This is a genomic window from Sporosarcina luteola (assembly GCF_023715535.1).
GTDB classification, from domain to species: domain Bacteria; phylum Bacillota; class Bacilli; order Bacillales_A; family Planococcaceae; genus Sporosarcina; species Sporosarcina luteola_B.
Window position 1 is genome coordinate 1 of the sequence record NZ_JAMBOI010000019.1, and the last position, 18052, is coordinate 18052.

General features: G+C 42.9%; 19 protein-coding genes and 1 tRNA gene. 16 read left to right on the top strand and 4 right to left on the bottom strand.

Annotated features, from left to right (window positions below; all coding sequences use genetic code 11):
* Positions 1-273: 273 nt before the first annotated feature.
* Both trxA and uvrC read left to right on the top strand, forming a co-directional pair.
* On the top strand, positions 274-588 hold the full coding sequence (gene trxA / locus M3191_RS17610; RefSeq protein ID WP_251701643.1) for a thioredoxin: 315 nt from the start codon (positions 274-276) through the stop codon (positions 586-588).
* A gap of 60 nt (positions 589-648) precedes the next feature.
* Positions 649-2427 (top strand): excinuclease ABC subunit UvrC, encoded by a 1779-nt coding sequence (uvrC, locus tag M3191_RS17615; RefSeq protein WP_251701644.1) that lies wholly within the window; start codon positions 649-651, stop codon positions 2425-2427.
* Between the two features lie 91 nt (positions 2428-2518).
* Here the strand turns inward: uvrC and M3191_RS17620 are convergent, their stop codons facing one another.
* Positions 2519-2935, bottom strand: coding sequence for a DUF2507 domain-containing protein (locus tag M3191_RS17620; RefSeq protein ID WP_251701645.1), 417 nt, complete (start codon positions 2933-2935; stop codon positions 2519-2521).
* A 218-nt stretch (positions 2936-3153) separates the two neighbouring features.
* Between M3191_RS17620 and M3191_RS17625 the strand changes: the two genes are divergently transcribed.
* The 3 genes from M3191_RS17625 to sdhB are packed head-to-tail and all read left to right on the top strand — an operon-like array spanning position 3154 to position 6381.
* Entirely contained in the window at positions 3154-3765 is a 612-nt protein-coding gene (locus M3191_RS17625; RefSeq protein WP_251701646.1) for a succinate dehydrogenase cytochrome b558 subunit, read from the top strand.
* Positions 3766-3820: 55 nt separating this feature from the next.
* Positions 3821-5575, top strand: coding sequence for a succinate dehydrogenase flavoprotein subunit (sdhA, locus tag M3191_RS17630; RefSeq protein WP_251701647.1), 1755 nt, complete (start codon positions 3821-3823; stop codon positions 5573-5575).
* A gap of 5 nt (positions 5576-5580) precedes the next feature.
* Positions 5581-6381: a succinate dehydrogenase iron-sulfur subunit gene (gene sdhB, locus M3191_RS17635; RefSeq protein ID WP_251701648.1), complete on the top strand. Its 801-nt coding sequence runs from the start codon at positions 5581-5583 to the stop codon at positions 6379-6381.
* A 10-nt stretch (positions 6382-6391) separates the two neighbouring features.
* Here sdhB and M3191_RS17640 read toward each other — a convergent pair whose 3' ends face one another.
* Complete coding sequence (locus M3191_RS17640; protein WP_251701649.1) at positions 6392-6595, bottom strand: hypothetical protein; 204 nt, start codon at positions 6593-6595, stop codon at positions 6392-6394.
* Positions 6596-6723: 128 nt separating this feature from the next.
* On the opposite strand from M3191_RS17640, the gene M3191_RS17645 reads away from it, so the two are divergent.
* The 8 genes from M3191_RS17645 to M3191_RS17680 all read left to right on the top strand — a co-directional run bounded on the left by M3191_RS17645 (position 6724) and on the right by M3191_RS17680 (position 11012).
* Positions 6724-7167, top strand: coding sequence for an acyl-CoA thioesterase (locus M3191_RS17645; protein ID WP_251701650.1), 444 nt, complete (start codon positions 6724-6726; stop codon positions 7165-7167).
* An 87-nt stretch (positions 7168-7254) separates the two neighbouring features.
* Complete coding sequence (locus M3191_RS17650; protein WP_251627222.1) at positions 7255-7467, top strand: helix-turn-helix domain-containing protein; 213 nt, start codon at positions 7255-7257, stop codon at positions 7465-7467.
* Positions 7468-7657: 190 nt separating this feature from the next.
* The gene (locus M3191_RS17655) at positions 7658-8098 is read left to right on the top strand and encodes a MarR family winged helix-turn-helix transcriptional regulator (protein ID WP_251695256.1); all 441 of its coding nucleotides are present in this window, start codon (positions 7658-7660) and stop codon (positions 8096-8098) included.
* A complete protein-coding gene (gene racE, locus M3191_RS17660) occupies positions 8095-8919 on the top strand; it encodes a glutamate racemase (protein ID WP_285853442.1) in 825 nt (274 codons plus the stop codon). The genes M3191_RS17655 and racE overlap by 4 nt, the downstream gene beginning before the upstream one ends.
* A gap of 81 nt (positions 8920-9000) precedes the next feature.
* Positions 9001-9759: a ribonuclease PH gene (gene rph / locus M3191_RS17665; RefSeq protein WP_251701670.1), complete on the top strand. Its 759-nt coding sequence runs from the start codon at positions 9001-9003 to the stop codon at positions 9757-9759.
* Positions 9756-10370 carry an XTP/dITP diphosphatase gene (locus tag M3191_RS17670; protein ID WP_251701651.1) on the top strand — a complete coding sequence of 205 codons (615 nt, stop codon included), beginning with the start codon at positions 9756-9758 and terminating at the stop codon, positions 10368-10370. The genes rph and M3191_RS17670 overlap by 4 nt, the downstream gene beginning before the upstream one ends.
* Complete coding sequence (locus M3191_RS17675; RefSeq protein WP_251701652.1) at positions 10367-10867, top strand: metallophosphoesterase; 501 nt, start codon at positions 10367-10369, stop codon at positions 10865-10867. The genes M3191_RS17670 and M3191_RS17675 overlap by 4 nt, the downstream gene beginning before the upstream one ends.
* A 71-nt stretch (positions 10868-10938) precedes the next feature.
* Positions 10939-11012 (top strand) — tRNA-Arg (locus tag M3191_RS17680).
* 267 nt (positions 11013-11279) lie between these two features.
* Here the strand turns inward: M3191_RS17680 and M3191_RS17685 are convergent.
* On the bottom strand, positions 11280-12551 hold the full coding sequence (locus tag M3191_RS17685; protein ID WP_251701653.1) for a helix-turn-helix domain-containing protein: 1272 nt from the start codon (positions 12549-12551) through the stop codon (positions 11280-11282).
* A gap of 245 nt (positions 12552-12796) precedes the next feature.
* Between M3191_RS17685 and M3191_RS17690 the strand changes: the two genes are divergently transcribed.
* From M3191_RS17690 to M3191_RS17700, 3 genes are all read left to right on the top strand, one after another.
* Positions 12797-13090 (top strand): hypothetical protein, encoded by a 294-nt coding sequence (locus tag M3191_RS17690; protein ID WP_251701654.1) that lies wholly within the window; start codon positions 12797-12799, stop codon positions 13088-13090.
* Positions 13091-13187: 97 nt separating this feature from the next.
* Entirely contained in the window at positions 13188-15746 is a 2559-nt protein-coding gene (locus M3191_RS17695; RefSeq protein WP_251701655.1) for an ABC transporter permease subunit, read from the top strand.
* Between the two features lie 132 nt (positions 15747-15878).
* Positions 15879-16778 carry an ABC transporter ATP-binding protein gene (locus M3191_RS17700; protein ID WP_251701656.1) on the top strand — a complete coding sequence of 300 codons (900 nt, stop codon included), beginning with the start codon at positions 15879-15881 and terminating at the stop codon, positions 16776-16778.
* Between the two features lie 126 nt (positions 16779-16904).
* On the opposite strand, the gene M3191_RS17705 is transcribed toward M3191_RS17700, so the two are convergent.
* Positions 16905-17510 carry a recombinase family protein gene (locus tag M3191_RS17705; RefSeq protein WP_251701657.1) on the bottom strand — a complete coding sequence of 202 codons (606 nt, stop codon included), beginning with the start codon at positions 17508-17510 and terminating at the stop codon, positions 16905-16907.
* Between the last annotated feature and the right edge of the window lie 542 nt (positions 17511-18052).

The window sequence follows — 18052 nt, forward strand, 5'->3', positions numbered from 1 at the left end:
CTTGAGACCCCGCAGGCCGCACGCCTTTCGCGACCGAGGAGGCTCAAGCCATGCCCGCGGAAAGCGAGCGCCGGAACGGAAAGCAACAGTATATTGACAGGACCCTACACCTTCATTCAAGCAGTGAGAAAATCTAGTAAAACACTTGACTACAGGTAAGAAAGCGTCCGCCTGAAACGGAAAGCGATTAATAGAAGCAGATGTTTAGCCCGTCACTATCCCCCGTGATATAATGCAATCATAGTTGGATTTACTAAAGGAGGAAATAATCAAATGGCTATTTTTCATGCAACTGACCAAGACTTTAAAGAACAAACAAAAGACGGCCTCGTCCTTGTTGACTTCTGGGCAACATGGTGCGGACCTTGCAAAATGATCGCTCCTGTATTGGAAGAACTCGACGGCGAACTGAACGGTAAAGCGAAAATCGTTAAAGTCGACGTTGACGAAAACCAAGCAACTGCCGGCGAATACGGCATCATGTCAATTCCGACACTTGTCCTCTTCAAAGACGGGGAAATTGTCGACAAAGTTGTCGGTTTCCAACCGAAAGAACAACTTGCTGAACTGATTGAAAAACACGCGTAATGGATTACTTGAAAACCGGGAACCTTCATTGGAACCCGGTTTTTTTGGTAGGTGAGAATGATGAAAGAACAAATAGAACATAAACTGTCCCTGCTGCCGGACTTGCCCGGCTGCTACTTGATGAAGGACCGTCAAGGCACGATCATATACGTTGGCAAGGCAAAAATACTGAAAAATAGGGTCCGCAGTTATTTCACAGGATCCCATGACGCCAAAACACAGCGCCTCGTCGGGGAAATCGAGGACTTTGAATATATTGTCACATCATCTGACATCGAGGCGCTCATTCTAGAGCTGAACCTCATTAAACAGTATGACCCGAAATACAATATCATGCTGAAGGATGACAAGACGTACCCATATTTAAAAATCACCTCTGAGCGGCATCCAAAACTGATTGTAACGAGACAACTTAAAAAGGATAAAGGCAAGTATTTCGGCCCCTATCCGAATGCCACAGCGGCGCATGAAACGAAGAAGCTGTTGGATCGATTATATCCTTACCGCAAATGCCACCAACTGCCCGACCGGGTTTGTCTGTACTACCATTTGGGCCAATGCCTCGCTCCATGTGTGAATGAAATCAAAGAGGAAACATACAAGGAAATGGTGGACGACATAAGCCGTTTCCTGAATGGCGGCTATAAGAGCGTGAAGAGTGAGTTGACGGAGAAAATGTCTGCAGCTGCTGAGAATCTGGAATTTGAGCGTGCGAAAGAATACCGGGACCAAATTGTCAATATTGAAGCGGTCATGGAGAAACAGACGATGATGATGAATGACTTCACTGATCGGGACGTATTCGGCTATGCGGTTGAAAAGGGATGGATGTGCGTCCAAGTGTTTTTCGTGCGGCAAGGCAAATTGATTGAAAGGGATGTTTCCATTTTCCCTTTGTATCAGGACCCTGAGGAGGAGATGTTGACGTTCATCGGTCAGTTTTACGGTAAGACCGGCCACCTTCTGCCGAAGGAAATATTACTGCCTGAAGGGATCGACCAGGAAATTGTTCACCAACTGTTAAACGTGAATGTATTCATCCCGCAACGTGGGAAGAAAAAGGATCTCGTGAAATTATCGAATAAAAACGCTGAGATTTCTTTGCGTGAAAAATTCCAACTCATTGAACGCCAGGAACAAAGGACGATCGGTGCTTGTGAAGATCTGGGAGAGGCGATGAGGATCTCGACCCCCTTGCGGATTGAAGCGTTCGACAACTCCCATACCGGGGGTGTAGATCCCGTATCCGCCATGGTTTCATTCATAGACGGGAGACCGAACCGCAAAGATTACAGGAAATACAAAACGAAGACAGCCGCAGCTCATGACGATTATGGAGCAATGCGGGAAGTGATCAGAAGACGGTATGTAAGGGTATTGAGAGATAATCTGCCATTGCCGGATCTGATCATCATCGATGGCGGGAAAGGGCAGATGGAAATCGCCCGTGAAGTGGTCGAGGATGAACTCGGTTTGTCCATTCCGATTGCCGGTCTCGCCAAGGACGACAAGCACCAGACTGCCCAATTGCTATATGGTAATCCAGTGGAGGTCGTCCCGTTGAAACGGACGAGTGAAGCATTTTATCTTCTTCAGCGAATACAAGATGAAGTGCATCGGTTCGTCATAACATTCCATAGGAAACGCAGGGATACCAATTCTTTGACCTCTGTTTTAGATGGATTGCCTGGTGTCGGACCAAAGCGGAAACAGCAGTTGCTTAAGCATTTCGGTTCTGTTAAGAAAATACGGGAAGCAACAGCCGCGGAATTGAACGATGCAGGGCTTCCAATGAAGGTTGCCGAATCGGTGATGGAGTATTTCAAAAAGGAGAAATGAAAAAGGGCTCTCATCAATTGCTGATGAGACCCTTTTTTGATGTCTATCAATCCCGCTTTAATAACAGTAGATAGCTAGTAAGCTGGACAAATCATACTTGTGTCTTCAAGTCCCATTTCACAAGGAACCGAACGTGGTTCTCTTTTGGGATTTTCTCGCCGTAGCATTCAGTGAGGAAGCCATTCAACTTCTGGAATTGTTCAGCAATGAAACCGGCTTCCAGATGGCAAGATCTGTTTTTAAGCAACGTTGTGTCACTTTGCTCGAGAATGAACATAGCTTCATCTTTTGCTGTTTTGCCTTGATAAGGGATAAGGGGACCCCATCCGGCTTCCCGGAAGAAATCCGGCAGCTCGTCAATCGAAAAAATAGGGAACTTCCTAGCTATCTCTTTCCCGGACCAATAAAGGATTTCATCTTCATGGTTGCCCAATATGTTCGGGAGCACATGGTCCCTTATGATTTCATATCCTAATCGTGTCGGAGTTTCATAAGTTAGTTTTTCCAACGATTATGCAGTCCTTTCAGGAGAATCGGGTCTTGGATTGAACTTTTTGATAATGGTCTTCAAAAAGCCTTCATCACCTTGACCTCCTCAAAAGTGAGGAGTACAATGAACATGTTATCATATTGTACCATTAAGAGGCATGCCGTCAACGTCTATCATTTGTACAAACAGTGAAGACGCTTTTCGGACATATCTCTTAAAAAGGGAGGGTAAAAGACTTGTCGAGAGAATCAGATTTTTACTTGCGCCGACTGCATTCATTGCTCGGAGTTATTCCGGTTGGGTTGTTCCTCGCTCAACACTTGGTCATCAACCATTTTGCAACGCGCGGTGAAGAAGCGTTCAATAACGCATCCAATTTCATGGGGAGCTTGCCGTTCGTCCTGTTCTTGGAATGGTTCATTATCTATATTCCGTTAATGTTCCATGCGTTTTATGGTGTGTACATAGCTTTCACTGCGAAAAATAATGTTCAGCGTTACGGTACATTCCGTAACTGGATGTTCATGTTGCAACGTGTAACAGGCATTTTCCTAGTCGTTTTCATAGCGTGGCATATCTATGAAACGAGAATCCAAAAAGCACTTGGGGCAGAAGTGAACTTCAACATGATGGAAGAGATCCTTTCTAATCCATTCATGCTTGCGTTCTATATTGCAGGTGTTTTGGCAGCGACATTCCACTTGGCAAATGGCCTATGGTCGTTCGCAGTTACGTGGGGAATTGCACAATCGCCACGTTCGCAAAAAATCGTTTCTTACATTACTATCGTAGCATTCTTAGTTCTATCCGTAATAGGCGTACAAGCATTATTGGCATTCGTTGTCTAATATAATCTAGTTCCTGAATTACAAGTATATGTAAAATTTGAGGAGTGAAACAATAATGGCAAAAGGCAGATTGATTGTCGTCGGTGGCGGACTTGCCGGCTTGATGGCAACTATCAAAGCTGCGGAAGAAGGGGTCGGGGTAGACCTGTTCTCACTCGTTCCGGTAAAACGCTCCCACTCCGTTTGTGCACAAGGCGGCATTAACGGCGCAGTGAATACGAAAGGTGAGGGCGACTCGCCTGCAATCCACTTTGATGACACTGTATATGGCGGGGACTTCCTAGCGAACCAACCTCCTGTCAAAGCGATGGCAGAGGCGGCTCCCGGGATCATCCACTTGATGGACCGGATGGGTGTCATGTTTAACCGCACACCTGAAGGATTATTGGATTTCCGTCGTTTCGGCGGAACGTTGCATCACCGTACAGCATTTGCTGGCGCTACGACAGGCCAACAACTTCTATATGCATTGGACGAGCAAGTTCGCCGTCATGAGGTGGCGGGTCTTGTTCAGAAGTATGAGCACTGGGAATTCCTTGGCGTAATCTTGGATGAAGAAGGAATTTGCCGTGGGATCAAAGCGCAGAACATGCAGTCCATGGAAATCAAGGCGTTCCCGGGAGACGCAGTCATTATGGCGACTGGCGGACCTGGAATCATCTTCGGTAAATCGACAAACTCAGTAATCAATACTGGTTCCGCAGCTTCGATAGTGTATCAACAAGGGGCTAAATATGCGAATGGTGAATTCATCCAAATTCACCCGACTGCAATCCCGGGAGACGACAAACTCCGTCTTATGAGTGAATCCGCTCGTGGTGAAGGTGGCCGTATTTGGACGTATAAAGACGGTAAGCCATGGTACTTCCTTGAAGAGAAATATCCTGATTACGGTAACTTGGTACCGCGTGATATTGCGACACGTGAAATTTTCGATGTCTGCGTAAACCAGAAATTGGGCATCAACGGAGAAAACATGGTTTATCTTGACCTTTCCCATAAAGATCCGAAAGAGCTTGATATCAAACTGGGCGGCATCATTGAAATCTATGAGAAATTCACTGGTGATGATCCTCGCAAATTGCCAATGAAAATCTTCCCTGCGGTCCATTACTCAATGGGCGGGCTCTGGGTCGATTACGAGCAGCAGACGAATATTCCCGGTCTATTTGCAGCTGGCGAATGTGATTACTCCCAGCATGGTGCGAACCGTCTTGGAGCGAACTCCTTGCTATCTGCCATTTATGGCGGAATGGTTGCAGGTCCGGAAGCGGTCAAGTATATGCGTAACGTAAAACGCACTGCAGATGAGCTACCGTCAACATTGTTTGAATCTGCAGTGAAAGACGAACAGCAAAAATGGGACGATACGTTAAAGATGGATGGCAACGAGAATGCATATATTCTGCATAGGGAACTCGGCGAAATCATGACAGATAACGTAACGGTTGTCCGTTACAACGATAAGTTGCAAGAAACGGACTACAAGATCCAAGAGCTTCTTGAACGCTACGAAAACATCAATATTGTGGATACGCAACAATGGTCAAACCAAGGCGCGACATTCACTCGCCAGTTGAAAAACATGCTATACTTGGCACGAGTCATCACTTTGGGAGCGCTGAATCGTAATGAGAGCCGTGGTGCACATTACAAACCGGACTTCCCGAACCGTGACGACGAAAACTTCTTGAAAACGACCATCGCAGAATTCGACGGAAAATCTGCGCCGATCCTTTCTTATGAAGAAGTGGATGTATCCTTGATTCCGCCGCGTAAACGTGACTATTCAGCGAAGAAAGGAGATTGACATAAGTGACTGAGCAAACAACAGCTGTCCTTGAACAGCCAACTGCAGGAAAAACGGTCAAATTTGAAATTCAGCGACAAGATACTCCTGATTCAAAACCATATATGGAAAGCTTTGAAATCCCATACAGACCGAATATGAACGTCATTTCGGCCCTCATGGAGATTCGTCGTAACCCGGTGAATGCCGACGGGAAGAAAACGACGCCAGTCAATTGGGACATGAACTGCCTTGAAGAAGTTTGCGGCGCATGTTCAATGGTGATCAACGGACGCCCTCGCCAATCCTGTACAGCTTTGGTCGATCAGCTTACACAGCCGATCCGCCTAGAGCCGATGAGAACATTCCCGGTTGTGCGTGACCTTGTTGTTGACCGTGAATTCATGTTTGATTCCCTGAAACGAATCAAAGCTTGGATTCCGATCGACGGAACATACGATTTAGGCGAAGGTCCTCGTATGCCTGAACGTAAACGCCAATGGGCTTACGAATTGTCCAAATGTATGACATGCGGTGTCTGCCTAGAGGCTTGCCCGAATGTCAACGACAAAACGAACTTCATCGGACCTGCAATATTGTCCCAAGTACGCCTTTTCAACTCGCATCCAACTGGTGCGATGAACAAAGATGAGCGTCTGGAAACAATAATGTCCGACGGAGGAATCGGTGAATGCGGTAACTCACAAAACTGTGTCGTCGCATGTCCGAAAGGAATTCCTTTGACAACGTCCATCGCTGCGATGAACCGCGCAACAACAGTACAAATGTTTAAAAACTTCTTCGGAAGCGACCATATGGTTGACTGATTACAATCGTTTAAAAGAACTGTCCAGAAAGTCGAAACTGACTTTCTGTGACAGTTCTTTTTTTGTCATAAAGTACGCTCGCGTCCAAACCGAGCCGTTCCGCGTCCAAAGCAGCGGGTCGCACGTCCAAACCGAGGCATTCCGCGTCCAAAGCAACGGGTCGCGCGTCCAAACCGAGGCATTCCGCGTCCAAAGCAGCCGCCTGAGCGTCCAAACCGGGCTATCCTACGTCCAAAGTCAGCTGTATTAATTTGAAATCCGGTATTCTATTGGATGTTTACACGCTATTTGCTATAATAAAAGAATGAATGTTCATTCATTTTTAAAAAGGGAGTGGGATAGTTGAGAATTACATATATCGATAACATGAAACAGTGGATGGAAGAGTTCACATTTTCAGTACCAGTATCCGTGCGTTTTTCAGAAACGGATATGTACGGCCATTTAAACAACACAGTTACCTTCGCATATTTTGAATATGCACGAATCGAATATTTAAAGCATGTCGGTCACATGGTTGACTGGCTTGATCCGAACGGAACAACAATACCAGTCGTTGCCGATCTCCAATGCGACTATATGAAACAAGTATTCTTCGATGAACAATTGTCGATTTATGTCAAAGCTGCATCAATAGGAAACAGCTCAGTCGACATTCATTATATGGCGAAAAACGCAAAGGGCGAAATCGTATTTACTGGAAGAGGAACGATTGTACAAATAGATAGGACAACAGGCAAATCGGTTCCTTGGAAAAGTGACCAAAAATCCGGTTTTTCCTTGTGAAATGATGAACCAGCCGGCACAGCCTAAACCATCTTCACATATTGTAAAGTGAACGTGGATAGGAGGGGGCGCGTCTTGACAGGAGAAATGAAAAACCGTTCTTTGCTTACAGCAAGGGAGCGAGAAATCTTTAATCTACTTGTAGATGATCATACGACGAAGGAAATCGCAGGACGGCTCGGCATTAGCGAAAAAACCGTCCGGAATCATATTTCGAATACCATTCAGAAATTAGGAGTATCCGGAAGGGCTCAAGCGATTGTCGAATTGTTGCGATTAGGGGAACTGAAACTGAATTAAGAAAATCTATTGTCGTTCCTTGATACCTGACTTGTTATGAACCGTCATACACATGAATATGCTCAGCTTCCTGAAATAAACAAATACTTATTATCCTCCTTAAACTGTTGCGTTATATGACGAAAAAGGTGACAATAAGTAAACAGTATTCGTTTTCAGGGAGCTGGTATATGTGGCGGAACAGAACGCAATGAGTCTTGAAGGCACCGAGAACATTGCTCGGATGGAAAAGGAACTCCGATATATATCTGGAATCATTAAACAGCAGGGCCGTAAAATTTTAAGCAATTATACGATTACACCTCCCCAATTCATTGCGTTGCAATGGTTGTTTGAGCATGGGGACATGACGATCGGCGATTTGTCGAATAAAATGTATCTGGCGTTCAGCACGACGACAGATCTTGTCGATCGCATGGAAAATAACAAACTCGTGAAGAGGGTGCGTGATGAACAGGATCGCCGTGTCGTACGCATTCATTTATTAGGCGAGGGTGAACGCATCATCGAAGAAGTGATCGACAAACGACGAAATTATTTAAATGCAGTTCTCGAAGATTTTTCAGAGGTGGAAATAAACGAGTTTTCCCGATTGTTGACAAAACTGCACAAAGAGATGATCAAGGATTGAAGATTTGGAATGAAGCACCGATCGGGGTCATTGATTCCGGTGTCGGCGGATTGACCGTCGTAAAAGAAATGGCACAATTTTTACCCGATGAAACCATTATTTATATTGGCGATGATGCGCGTTGTCCATATGGGCCACGTTCAGTAGAAGAAGTGAAGGAATTTACGATGGAGATGGCTACAGCACTTGCAGGTATGGGCATCAAAATGCTTGTTGTCGCTTGCAATACGGCTACAGCGGTGACGCTGGATTTGTTGCGTGAACGATTCCCTTTTCCCGTGTTGGGAGTAATTGAACCGGGAGCAAGGGCGGCAGTGCAAGTATCATCTACCGGGAGAATCGCAGTCTTAGGTACGGTCGGCACGATTAAAAGCAAGGCTTATGAATATGCCATCTCCTCTATTTCGGAGGGGGCAGAAATTATTCCGCTAGCTTGTCCAGAGTTTGTTCCTCTTGTTGAAAGTGGTCAATACAAACAAATCGACATTCGACCAGTTATGAAAAAATCGTTGGAGCCAATAGTACATTTAAAGTTCGACACGGCCATTTTAGGCTGTACGCATTATCCACTTCTGCACGATCAAATCCAGGAACAGCTGCCCGCAGGTGTGAATATTGTCTCATCTGCATATGAGACGGTTCGGGATGTGGAGAATACGTTGGCTAGATTCGATCTAGGGAACAACTCCGGAAGACCGAAAGATCCGATTTTTTACACTACAGGACAAATGGAAGGGTTTAAATCGATTGCATCCGATTGGCTCGGCATCGAAAATCCCGACGTCAGACATATCGTACTAGGGAAGCCCGGCTGCCAATAAAGGCAACCGGGTTTTTGCTATGGCGAAAATGAGTGTGGTAAGATGGATGCTGAATTGAATTTTGTGGAGGGTGTATCCAATATGAGGCATGATGGAAGAACTGCAGAGATGGGAAGGCCAGTGACGATCGAAACGGATTATCTGATTCATCCCGAAGGATCAGTTTTGATCTCTTTCGGAAATACGAAAGTGATTTGCACTGCGTCTATTGAGGAAAGGGTTCCACCTTTTCTTAGAGGAAGTGGACAAGGCTGGGTGACGGCTGAATACTCCATGCTCCCTCGTGCTACTGGCCAGCGGACTCAACGGGAATCCTCACGTGGAAAAGTTGGCGGCAGGACGATGGAAATCCAACGGTTGATCGGACGCGCTCTGCGTGCTGTAACCGATCTTGGTGCTCTTGGGGAACGTACAATCTGGATTGATTGCGATGTAATCCAAGCGGATGGAGGAACTCGTACAGCGGCCATTACAGGGGCGTTTGTTGCAACGAGCATCGCTGTCTCCAAATTGGCGAAGGAGAAGGAACTTAGCCGCTTTCCGATTAAAGACTACTTGGCCGCAATCAGTGTAGGTAAGACGGTTGAAGGTGATTTGATCCTTGATTTAGATTATCCGGAAGATTCAACGGCCGCTGTCGATATGAACGTCGTCATGACGGGCGCGGGGGAATTTGTCGAATTGCAGGGAACAGGCGAGGAAGCGACGTTCACGAGGCAAGAAATGAATGCTCTCGTCGAACTTGCGGAAACAGGCATAGAGCGGCTGATCGGCATCCAAAAAGAAGCGCTAGGCGAAATCGGTGCGCTTATTGGCGGAAAGGGTGACGAAGAACGATGAAGAAGATATTGATTGCGACGAACAATAAAGGGAAAGCGAAGGATTTTGAAACGCTTTTTAGCCCATACGGTTTTGAAGTTCAAACATTGAACGACTTGGAACAGGACATCGATGTTGAAGAGACAGGTGTCACTTTCGAGGAAAACGCAGTCTTGAAGGCCGAGACTGTCTCTAAACTTTTAGGCATTACGGTCATCTCGGATGATAGTGGACTGGAAATCGATAGGCTGCAAGGGGCTCCAGGCGTCTATTCTGCACGTTATGCGGGTGAGCCGAAGAGTGACGAAGCGAATATAGACAAAGTGCTGTCAAAGCTTCAGGGAGTGCCAGAGGAGAAACGTACGGCACGGTTCCGGTGCGTCCTCGCCGTCGCAGGGCCGGGTATGGAGACTGTCACGTTTTCGGGAAGCTGTGAAGGGTTGATTCTCGAAGAGCGAAGAGGTACGAACGGTTTCGGTTATGATCCGATTTTTTATTCGCCGGTCAAAGGAAAAGCGATGGCTGAATTGACACCTAATGAAAAAGGGCAGATATCCCATCGGGGTGCAGCTCTTCGACAGTTGAAAGAGCATTTGCCGCAGCTATTGGGTTCATTGGGTGAAGGGCAATGAAGATCATTGTGATGAGTGATTCGCATGGCGATAAGGAAACGGTGAAGACCGTTTCCGCGTTGCAAGCGGATGCCGTTTTTCATTGTGGTGACAGTGAATTGTCATGGGACGATCCGCTATTGCATACTATCCATATCGTGAAGGGAAACTGTGATAGGGATCTACGTTTTCCGGATTCGGTCATCGTTGAAGTGGGCGGCAAGAAGATTTGGATGGTGCATGGACATGAGCATGACGTCAAACGGACAATGCTGCCTTTGTATTACGGAGCGCAGGAACTCGGTGCGGACATCGTACTGTTCGGCCATTCCCACTCATATGCGGCTGAATTGACGGAAGGGATATTATTTGTCAATCCAGGAAGCACATTGCTTCCAAGGGCGGGCAAGCAGCCTACCTTTGCAGAAATTGAATGGGATGACAGTTATCGGATTTACTTCAAAAACATGGACATGGAAACCATAATTACAGCGGATATGAAAAATATCGCAAATTAGTGTTGACTTTTCCAGCGAGCCTGCCTATAATAAAGTTTGTCGTTGGCAATCAATTGTTGCTAAACGAGCTTGTCTCAGTAGCTCAGTTGGATAGAGCAACAGCCTTCTAAGCTGTGGGTCGGGGGTTCGAATCCCTCCTGGGACGTATTTAAGTAAAAACTGAACACGTTAAGAAGTAAAGAGAATGGCCTCAAACGTTGATGTGACAGCGTTTAAGGTCGTTCTTTGTTTTCTGAGAACTGAATGAACAAGTACGGGTAGGCTGTTTTCGTTTGTCAGTTAAATTATTTAAAAATATTATGTGGATTATCTGGCGATGTTATCGGTGGCTTGTCCTCCCAAGTAGCAAAAGATTCGGGAGTGTTGAGATTGTAAAATAGGATGCAAACTAAAAGAAAAACAACAAAACGCTTCAATATAAATCCCCCCAGTGATTAATTTTTTTATGTTTTAAATAATAATTAAAAGCTTTCTCGTAATATACAGTGGCCTTTTTATATTCATTTTTCTCGGCCAGTTTTTTGGAAAGTAAATTACAGTAAATAAAACAATGATAATAGTTATTCGACTCACTTAGATAGTCCAGTACATTTTGAAAAGCTTGGTAAAAGTCATCAGAACCAAACAATAATGTCTCATAAACGATAAGGTGATGCTTATAATGAATTTCATTTCTTGTAACTTGGTTTAGCATAGATAAGCAAGTTTCTAACCAAACTGCGGCTTCATCAAGATTTCCCGTCTTGTAATACTCTTTTAAAATGGCAATGGCGGTCACTATTTTATCATTCGCATGTTTCTTCTTGTTAATAGCTGAAATAAAGTATTGCAAAGCAAGTTTTTCATCATTCATTAACGAGAAACAAATACCTAAATTATGTTCTATTGTTTCTATATGAAAAGAAGTGTCGCTATTTTCTAACACTTCCAATGCTTCTTTGAAAATTGTTATGGCTTCGGTAATATTACCAATACGTTTCTTTGCGAGTCCAATGATAATTAAACAGCTAATGGAACGTGAAATTATCATCTTCGAGTTAAAATATGCAAGTGCTTTTTGTGCATATTCAATTGCTGTAAAATCACGGTAATCTGATAGAGAGGCAAGCGATAGGACATAATGAAGTTCCGCCGTCTCCCAATCTTCAGCATTAAATTTTACACAAAACGTCTCAGCTTTACTAAATAGGGATAAAGAAAATGAAAAATGATTTTCATTATAGGCTTGTATTCCTTTTATAAGATAAAAATGAAATTTTTGTTTTCCAGACATTTCATTCACTACGGAATTTAATATTACAATATTCTTTTCAACAATAGGGGAAGGTTGCTCATCGAACAACAATAGACGAGTTTCCATCAGAATAAAATCGATACTATTGAGACTGGCGTTTAAAGATAGTGCATTCATTTCTTTAAGCAGTAAACTAGCAGATGTTCGATCCCGTTGGTCAACAATCCTTTTAAATTGATCTAGTATTTCAGTTAGCTTCGCTTCGGTTTGATCAGCTACTGAAACAATCTTAAGCCGAGTAAAGAGTAATTGCAGAATTTGATCACTTGGGATGGCGGTACCATTTTCGATTTTACTTAAATAAGAGGCAGAACAGATGCCTTGTGCCAAAACCTCTTGTTTCATATCTTGACGTTGTCTCTCTATCTTGACTAAATGGCCGACACTCACTTTTGCTCCCCCCCCCCCCCGGTTTTCTAAATATACTATTAATTATATCATACGATAAACGGAATTAGTGTAATATTTTACCTAATACTTTAGGAAAGGAGGAAAGTTAATCACTAATTTTTCGGCTTTTGAGTCGCTATTTTCCCAAGTAAATCATATTGACAGTCTATCTTTTCTGACAAATAATAGACTTAGGTACATTGGCCATATACCTAGCAAACTAATTAAAAGGAGCTAATGCTAAGATGAAGAAATTAATTCTTTCCACCGTCCTTAGTCTCGCGGCGATGTTTACGCTGTTCATCGGTATGCCTGCAAGCTATGCGCACGCAAGCGAAGCTACTACTAGTGAAATACTGCAGGATGAACAGTTTGTAACGATAGTAGTACAATTTACTAGTTCCCCTCCCCTTAATTACTACTATGATGATGGGTTTTATAAAGGTTATATTTCTAGAGTCAGTTTTGATTATGTAGATGGAAAATATCACGCCCTATATGCAGGAAGGGTTTATAAAAATGCGCCGATAGGGACATGATCTAGAGAAAATATTACTTGGCCTATTAGCGGGGTTATGAGAGTGTTTCAATAAGTAACCCCGCTAGTTTCGTATTTAAATATAGGTGGGGTTATTAATGAAACTATTGCGATTCGAATTAAAAAAGATTTGGCGTAAAAAGTTGTTTCTACTTTTTTCACTAATTACAGTCGTTTGTATTGGAAGCGGTTTCTACTCAAATGTATTGATGCAAGAGGAGATTGCCAAACGGGCTTTTAAGGAGCTTGAGCCTAACATACAAGCAGCAAATATGTTGAGGCAAGACTACGATAATAAAGTTTCGGAAGTTGGCATGACGGATAGCGTCCAAGAAGGCTACGATAATATGGTAGCCATGAATAAGACGGTGAATGAATGGGAGGAAGCTATCCGTCAACGTGATTGGGATTCAATTCCGCTAATTAAACAGAGATTCCTTCAAACAATCGTTCAACAGAATAGCTATGGCTACAAATATGGAGATCATGAAGAAGAGCAATTAGAACAGGATATCGAGAAGACTCGAATCTTGGTAGACTTGAATTTGCCATACGAGGATACGTTTTATTCCTTGTCGTCATTTAATTTTTTGAAACAGGCAGCTTCCCTGTTTTTAAGCCTTTATGGCATATTGTTTTTAATTCTGTTATTCGGTGATCTTTTTATAGTGGAGATGGAACAGCAAACGATCAGGACATTGTACACGCAGCCATTAAGGAGATTGAGTATCCTTGTCAGTAAACTGATAAGCGTGATGGTGGCAGCTGTATCGGGGCTGGTCTTATTTGTCGTAGTTGCTTTACTGATTCCGCAGTTAGCAGGGGGAAAGATAGGAAGCATCCATTATCCAATATTGATTTTACATAATGACGGATTTAGTTATATCACGATATTTCAATATATGATAAAACATATCTATCTTTTTATGATTGTCTCCTTTTTCGCCTTCTGTCTTGTTATCTTCTTTAGTTCCTTACTGAGACAGCGCTTCTTGACTCTATTATCAAGCTTACTTTTTATAACTGGTGCAGTTATTCTAACGGAACAAATCGGGTGGCTTCAAAGCGCCATTAACCCATTCTTTTATTTCCGTTTTGGAGAATTAATTGAAAGAACCGAACTATTGGGACACTTCTATTATTCAGTGGTCGTAATCGGATATGGATTCTTTTTATTGGTGGTTTCCTATTTAATAGAAGTGAAGGGATTATCGGTTAGAACAGATAATCCGGCACTATCCCCATTTCGAAAAGGTAAAACGTTGAAAGCAAAACAACTTGTATGGGGATTAGTTATATTTGAACTTAGAAAGGTTAGACGCCAAAAAAGAATAAAACAAATGTTTCTACTCCTTTTGATTTCTATCATCGCTGGATTTATTGTATTGAACTATACAGCTGAACAAAAACAAGTTAATCGCATGAAAACTTTGGAGGAAGCTATCTCCTGGAGCAAGGCCAAAGACGCTGAATATCTAGCAAAAATTGATGAGTTAGAAGAGACATTAAAGGATCTGAAAGATGTCAAAAATCCAACTGAGGAACAGAAAGCTTCGATAATGATATCGCAAAGTTTTTTAACCACTTATCGTACTTTTGTAAATTATAATGAAGTGAACAGAGAAGCTTTTCAAGGGGAACTTGAAGCTTATGATAAACAAGATTGGCCCACTTATTATGATTTATGGATCGAAAGAAACCTCTCTGGTGCTGGTGTGAAAAAAACTCATAACACGGTTGGAGTCGTAGATAACAGACCAACAGAACGTATAGGTATAAGTGATTTTACAAATAAAGCGAGCGTAGCAGAAAAAGAGCTACTTGCAGAACGTGATTTGCAACCGGTTTTCAACCTTGAGTATATTTCAACCATCCATGATCGTTTCCCGAATCCGATGGATAAGTTAGAGTGGAATCGAAGTACCTTGAAAATAGACAGTACTGGTTTATTTTATTTGTACACCTTTTATAATTCGAATATATTTCTGGTGTTATTAGCGGTTTTTATTTTGTTTTTCGGTATTGGTTTTACAGAAGAAAAAGGGAAACAGCGGACAATATCATTGATAGCTACACAACCTCTGCCAAAAAGCGTGCAGTATTTGAGTAAGATGGTTTTATTCGTTCTGGCGGGATTTCTCACAGCAGGGTTTGCATTATTATTCATGACCCTCCTCGGCACAATCGGCAAACGTTTTGGTGATTGGAACTTCCCGGTACTCCATTACGATCCGGAAAGTGTTCTGAGAGCAGCAAATTATACAGGTATCGTCGCCGAGGAAGGCGGGTTCCATTTTATCAATATGGGACGATATGTAGTTGAATCCTCGATCCTATTCATAGGGGTGACATTATTTGTTCTGGCACTTTCCTTTTTGATTTCACTATTCTTTAACAATACGATTGTCTCGTTGCTTGTTACATCCGTTATCCTTGTGGGGGGAGCGGCGGCAAGTGCAAGTTCACCGCTTGCTTCTATTGCTCATTTGTTACCGTTTACGTATTTAAATGTAGCTAATATTGTAAATGGCGAAGCGGCCACATTAGCAAACAATGCCTTTATTACTTCCAATTTAGGGATATGCGTGTTATTAATCGGAACCATCATGATAATGGGATGCGGTGTGATTAGTTTTAAGAGAATGAAACTGATATAGGGCGATATTGTAATAATAGGTCTCAGCTCATATCCATAGATCAATAAAAAACGGCCCGCGCGTAATGGAAAAACTGTGCGGGTGGGCATATTGTAGACAAGTCGAATTTGAAATTTGCTTGGGGGAATGGACATGATTTTATCTGTAAAAAACGTACACAAATCGTATGGAAAAGAACAGGTGTTGAAGGGGATTACGTTTGTGATTGAGGAGCCGCAGATTATTGCGCTCGTTGGGCCGAATGGGTCGGGGAAGTCGACGTTGATGAACATCATAACGAATTTGCTGCCTCCGAATAAAGGAGAAGTGACTGTCCTTGGAAAAAGCAATGGGGACCCGAATATTTTCCGTGAGATTTCATTCATGCAGGATAATACGGTGCTCTACGATTATTTGACGGGGTATGATCACCTTCAATTCATTTGCGATGCACAGGGGCTGTCGAAAAAGCAGCTGCTGGCTACGGCTGACCGTATCGGCATTACGAGTTATTTGAATAAGAAAGTGAAGAATTATTCGCTTGGAATGAAACAGCATTTGCTGCTCACGATGGCTGTCGTGAACAAGCCGAAGCTGATGATTTTGGATGAGCCGCTCAACGGACTCGACCCGACGAGCGCAATTCGAGTACGTGAATTGCTGCTTGCATTGCGTGAGGAAGGGACGGCTATATTGTTGTCCTCTCATAATCTCGCGGAAATTGACCGTGTGACGTCATCGATTTTATTCCTGAAGAAGGGGAATTTGATTCAGGAAAATATGGCGGAGTTTGAGCAAGTGTGCTATCAAATTACTGTTAATGATATTGTGAAGGCGGAAAAGGCATTGGCGGCGGTGGGTATTCCCGTCGAGGTAGTAGGCGGACGATTGCAACTGTGCCGGAAGGACGTTGTGCTCGGCCGTGTTTTCTATTTGTTTGAGCAAGAGCAGATTGTAATTGATGATGTTGACAAGAAAGTGCTCGGTTCCGAGGAGCGATACCGGAAAATCTTCACTGAAGAGACAAAGACCAAAAGACTTGTTGAAGCTTAAGCTAAACTTGATCTGGCGGAAAAAATAGCTGGTTTGGTGTTAGGCTATCGAAGGTTAGGGATATTGAACGGGAGTTGAACTCTTGTTGAATATCCCTTTCATTAATTTTAATTTGTTGCTTTAAATTCATAACAACTCTTTATACACTTTCACCATCTTATAAAAAGATGTTTTCCTCATGTCGGCTTTCTCCATCGCTTTAACTGCTGTAATTTCCCCAGCATGCCATTTATCATAAGCCTGAATGAATTCATCCGTTATTTCGATTGATGGCCGTCCGAATCTAACGCCATTCGTAAGGGCTGAATCAATTCCTTCACGCTGCCGTTTTCGAATACGTTCCCGTTCATCTTCTGCAATCCAAGAAAGAACCTGAAGAATGAGATCGGAAATAAATGTCCCAATACTGTCCTTATGCTTTGTCGTATCTAACAGGGGCATATCTAATACTACGATATCAGCGCCGATTACCTTAGTCAGCTCTTTCCACTCATTTAGAATGTATTCCTTATTACGGCCAAATCGATCAAGCGAGTGAATATAAAGAGTATCACCTTTCCTCATCATTCTTTTCATTAATTGATAGTTTTCTCGTTCAAAGTTTTTCCCCGACTGTTTATCTACGAAAATATCGCGATTTTCAATACCGATTTCTAACATCGATTCTACTTGTCGATTTTCATTTTGATCTTTTGCGCTAACGCGAACATAACCGAATTTTCTAGATTCCAATTTTGTTCACTTCCTTTAAGAACGTTTGTTTCTTAATTGTATAATTATGTTCGGAAAGTCGCAAATAAGCGAGTGAACGTTCGAAAAGTGTTTTTATATATTTACGAACTGATTTTCACGATGCATTTCATTTCGAACACAGTGTTCGTAAATGTGTACAATTACGAACTTTATTTTTAAGTCGAGGATTTATTTTCACCTTTTTGCATACTCTTCTGCACTGTTGAAAAGGGTGAATCAATGAATACTTCTTCTGGTAAATTGGGAGGGTGGGTGCTCTTGCGTTAAAAAAAACCAAGAGTGCCTGCATGGACATAATTCTATAACCGAGCAATTAGAAGAGGATTATAAACATCTGTATCTCGACCAAGGAAGGAGAGAATGAGAGTGGCTATATATTGCTTATATGTCGATTTCGTTACGTGAAAGATAATTTTACATTCTGAAATAGGGTCAAGAAATAAGTATGGGAAAACTGATGAAGGTATTACATCAAGCCGACAGGGAACTCGTTAATTCAGATTTACAATTAATACAGCAAA

Excerpts from the sequence above, each read along its gene's own strand:
- M3191_RS17675 (WP_251701652.1), top strand. The coding sequence starts at position 10,367 with ATGAAGATCATTGTGATGAGTGATTCGCATGGCGATAAGGAAACGGTG.
- M3191_RS17650 (WP_251627222.1), top strand. The coding sequence starts at position 7,255 with ATGAAAAACCGTTCTTTGCTTACAGCAAGGGAGCGAGAAATCTTTAAT.
- M3191_RS17670 (WP_251701651.1), top strand. The coding sequence starts at position 9,756 with ATGAAGAAGATATTGATTGCGACGAACAATAAAGGGAAAGCGAAGGAT.
- uvrC (WP_251701644.1), top strand. The coding sequence starts at position 649 with ATGAAAGAACAAATAGAACATAAACTGTCCCTGCTGCCGGACTTGCCC.
- rph (WP_251701670.1), top strand. The coding sequence starts at position 9,001 with ATGAGGCATGATGGAAGAACTGCAGAGATGGGAAGGCCAGTGACGATC.
- sdhA (WP_251701647.1), top strand. The coding sequence starts at position 3,821 with ATGGCAAAAGGCAGATTGATTGTCGTCGGTGGCGGACTTGCCGGCTTG.
- M3191_RS17655 (WP_251695256.1), top strand. The coding sequence starts at position 7,658 with ATGAGTCTTGAAGGCACCGAGAACATTGCTCGGATGGAAAAGGAACTC.
- trxA (WP_251701643.1), top strand. The coding sequence starts at position 274 with ATGGCTATTTTTCATGCAACTGACCAAGACTTTAAAGAACAAACAAAA.
- M3191_RS17690 (WP_251701654.1), top strand. The coding sequence starts at position 12,797 with ATGAAGAAATTAATTCTTTCCACCGTCCTTAGTCTCGCGGCGATGTTT.
- M3191_RS17695 (WP_251701655.1), top strand. The coding sequence starts at position 13,188 with ATGAAACTATTGCGATTCGAATTAAAAAAGATTTGGCGTAAAAAGTTG.
- M3191_RS17700 (WP_251701656.1), top strand. The coding sequence starts at position 15,879 with ATGATTTTATCTGTAAAAAACGTACACAAATCGTATGGAAAAGAACAG.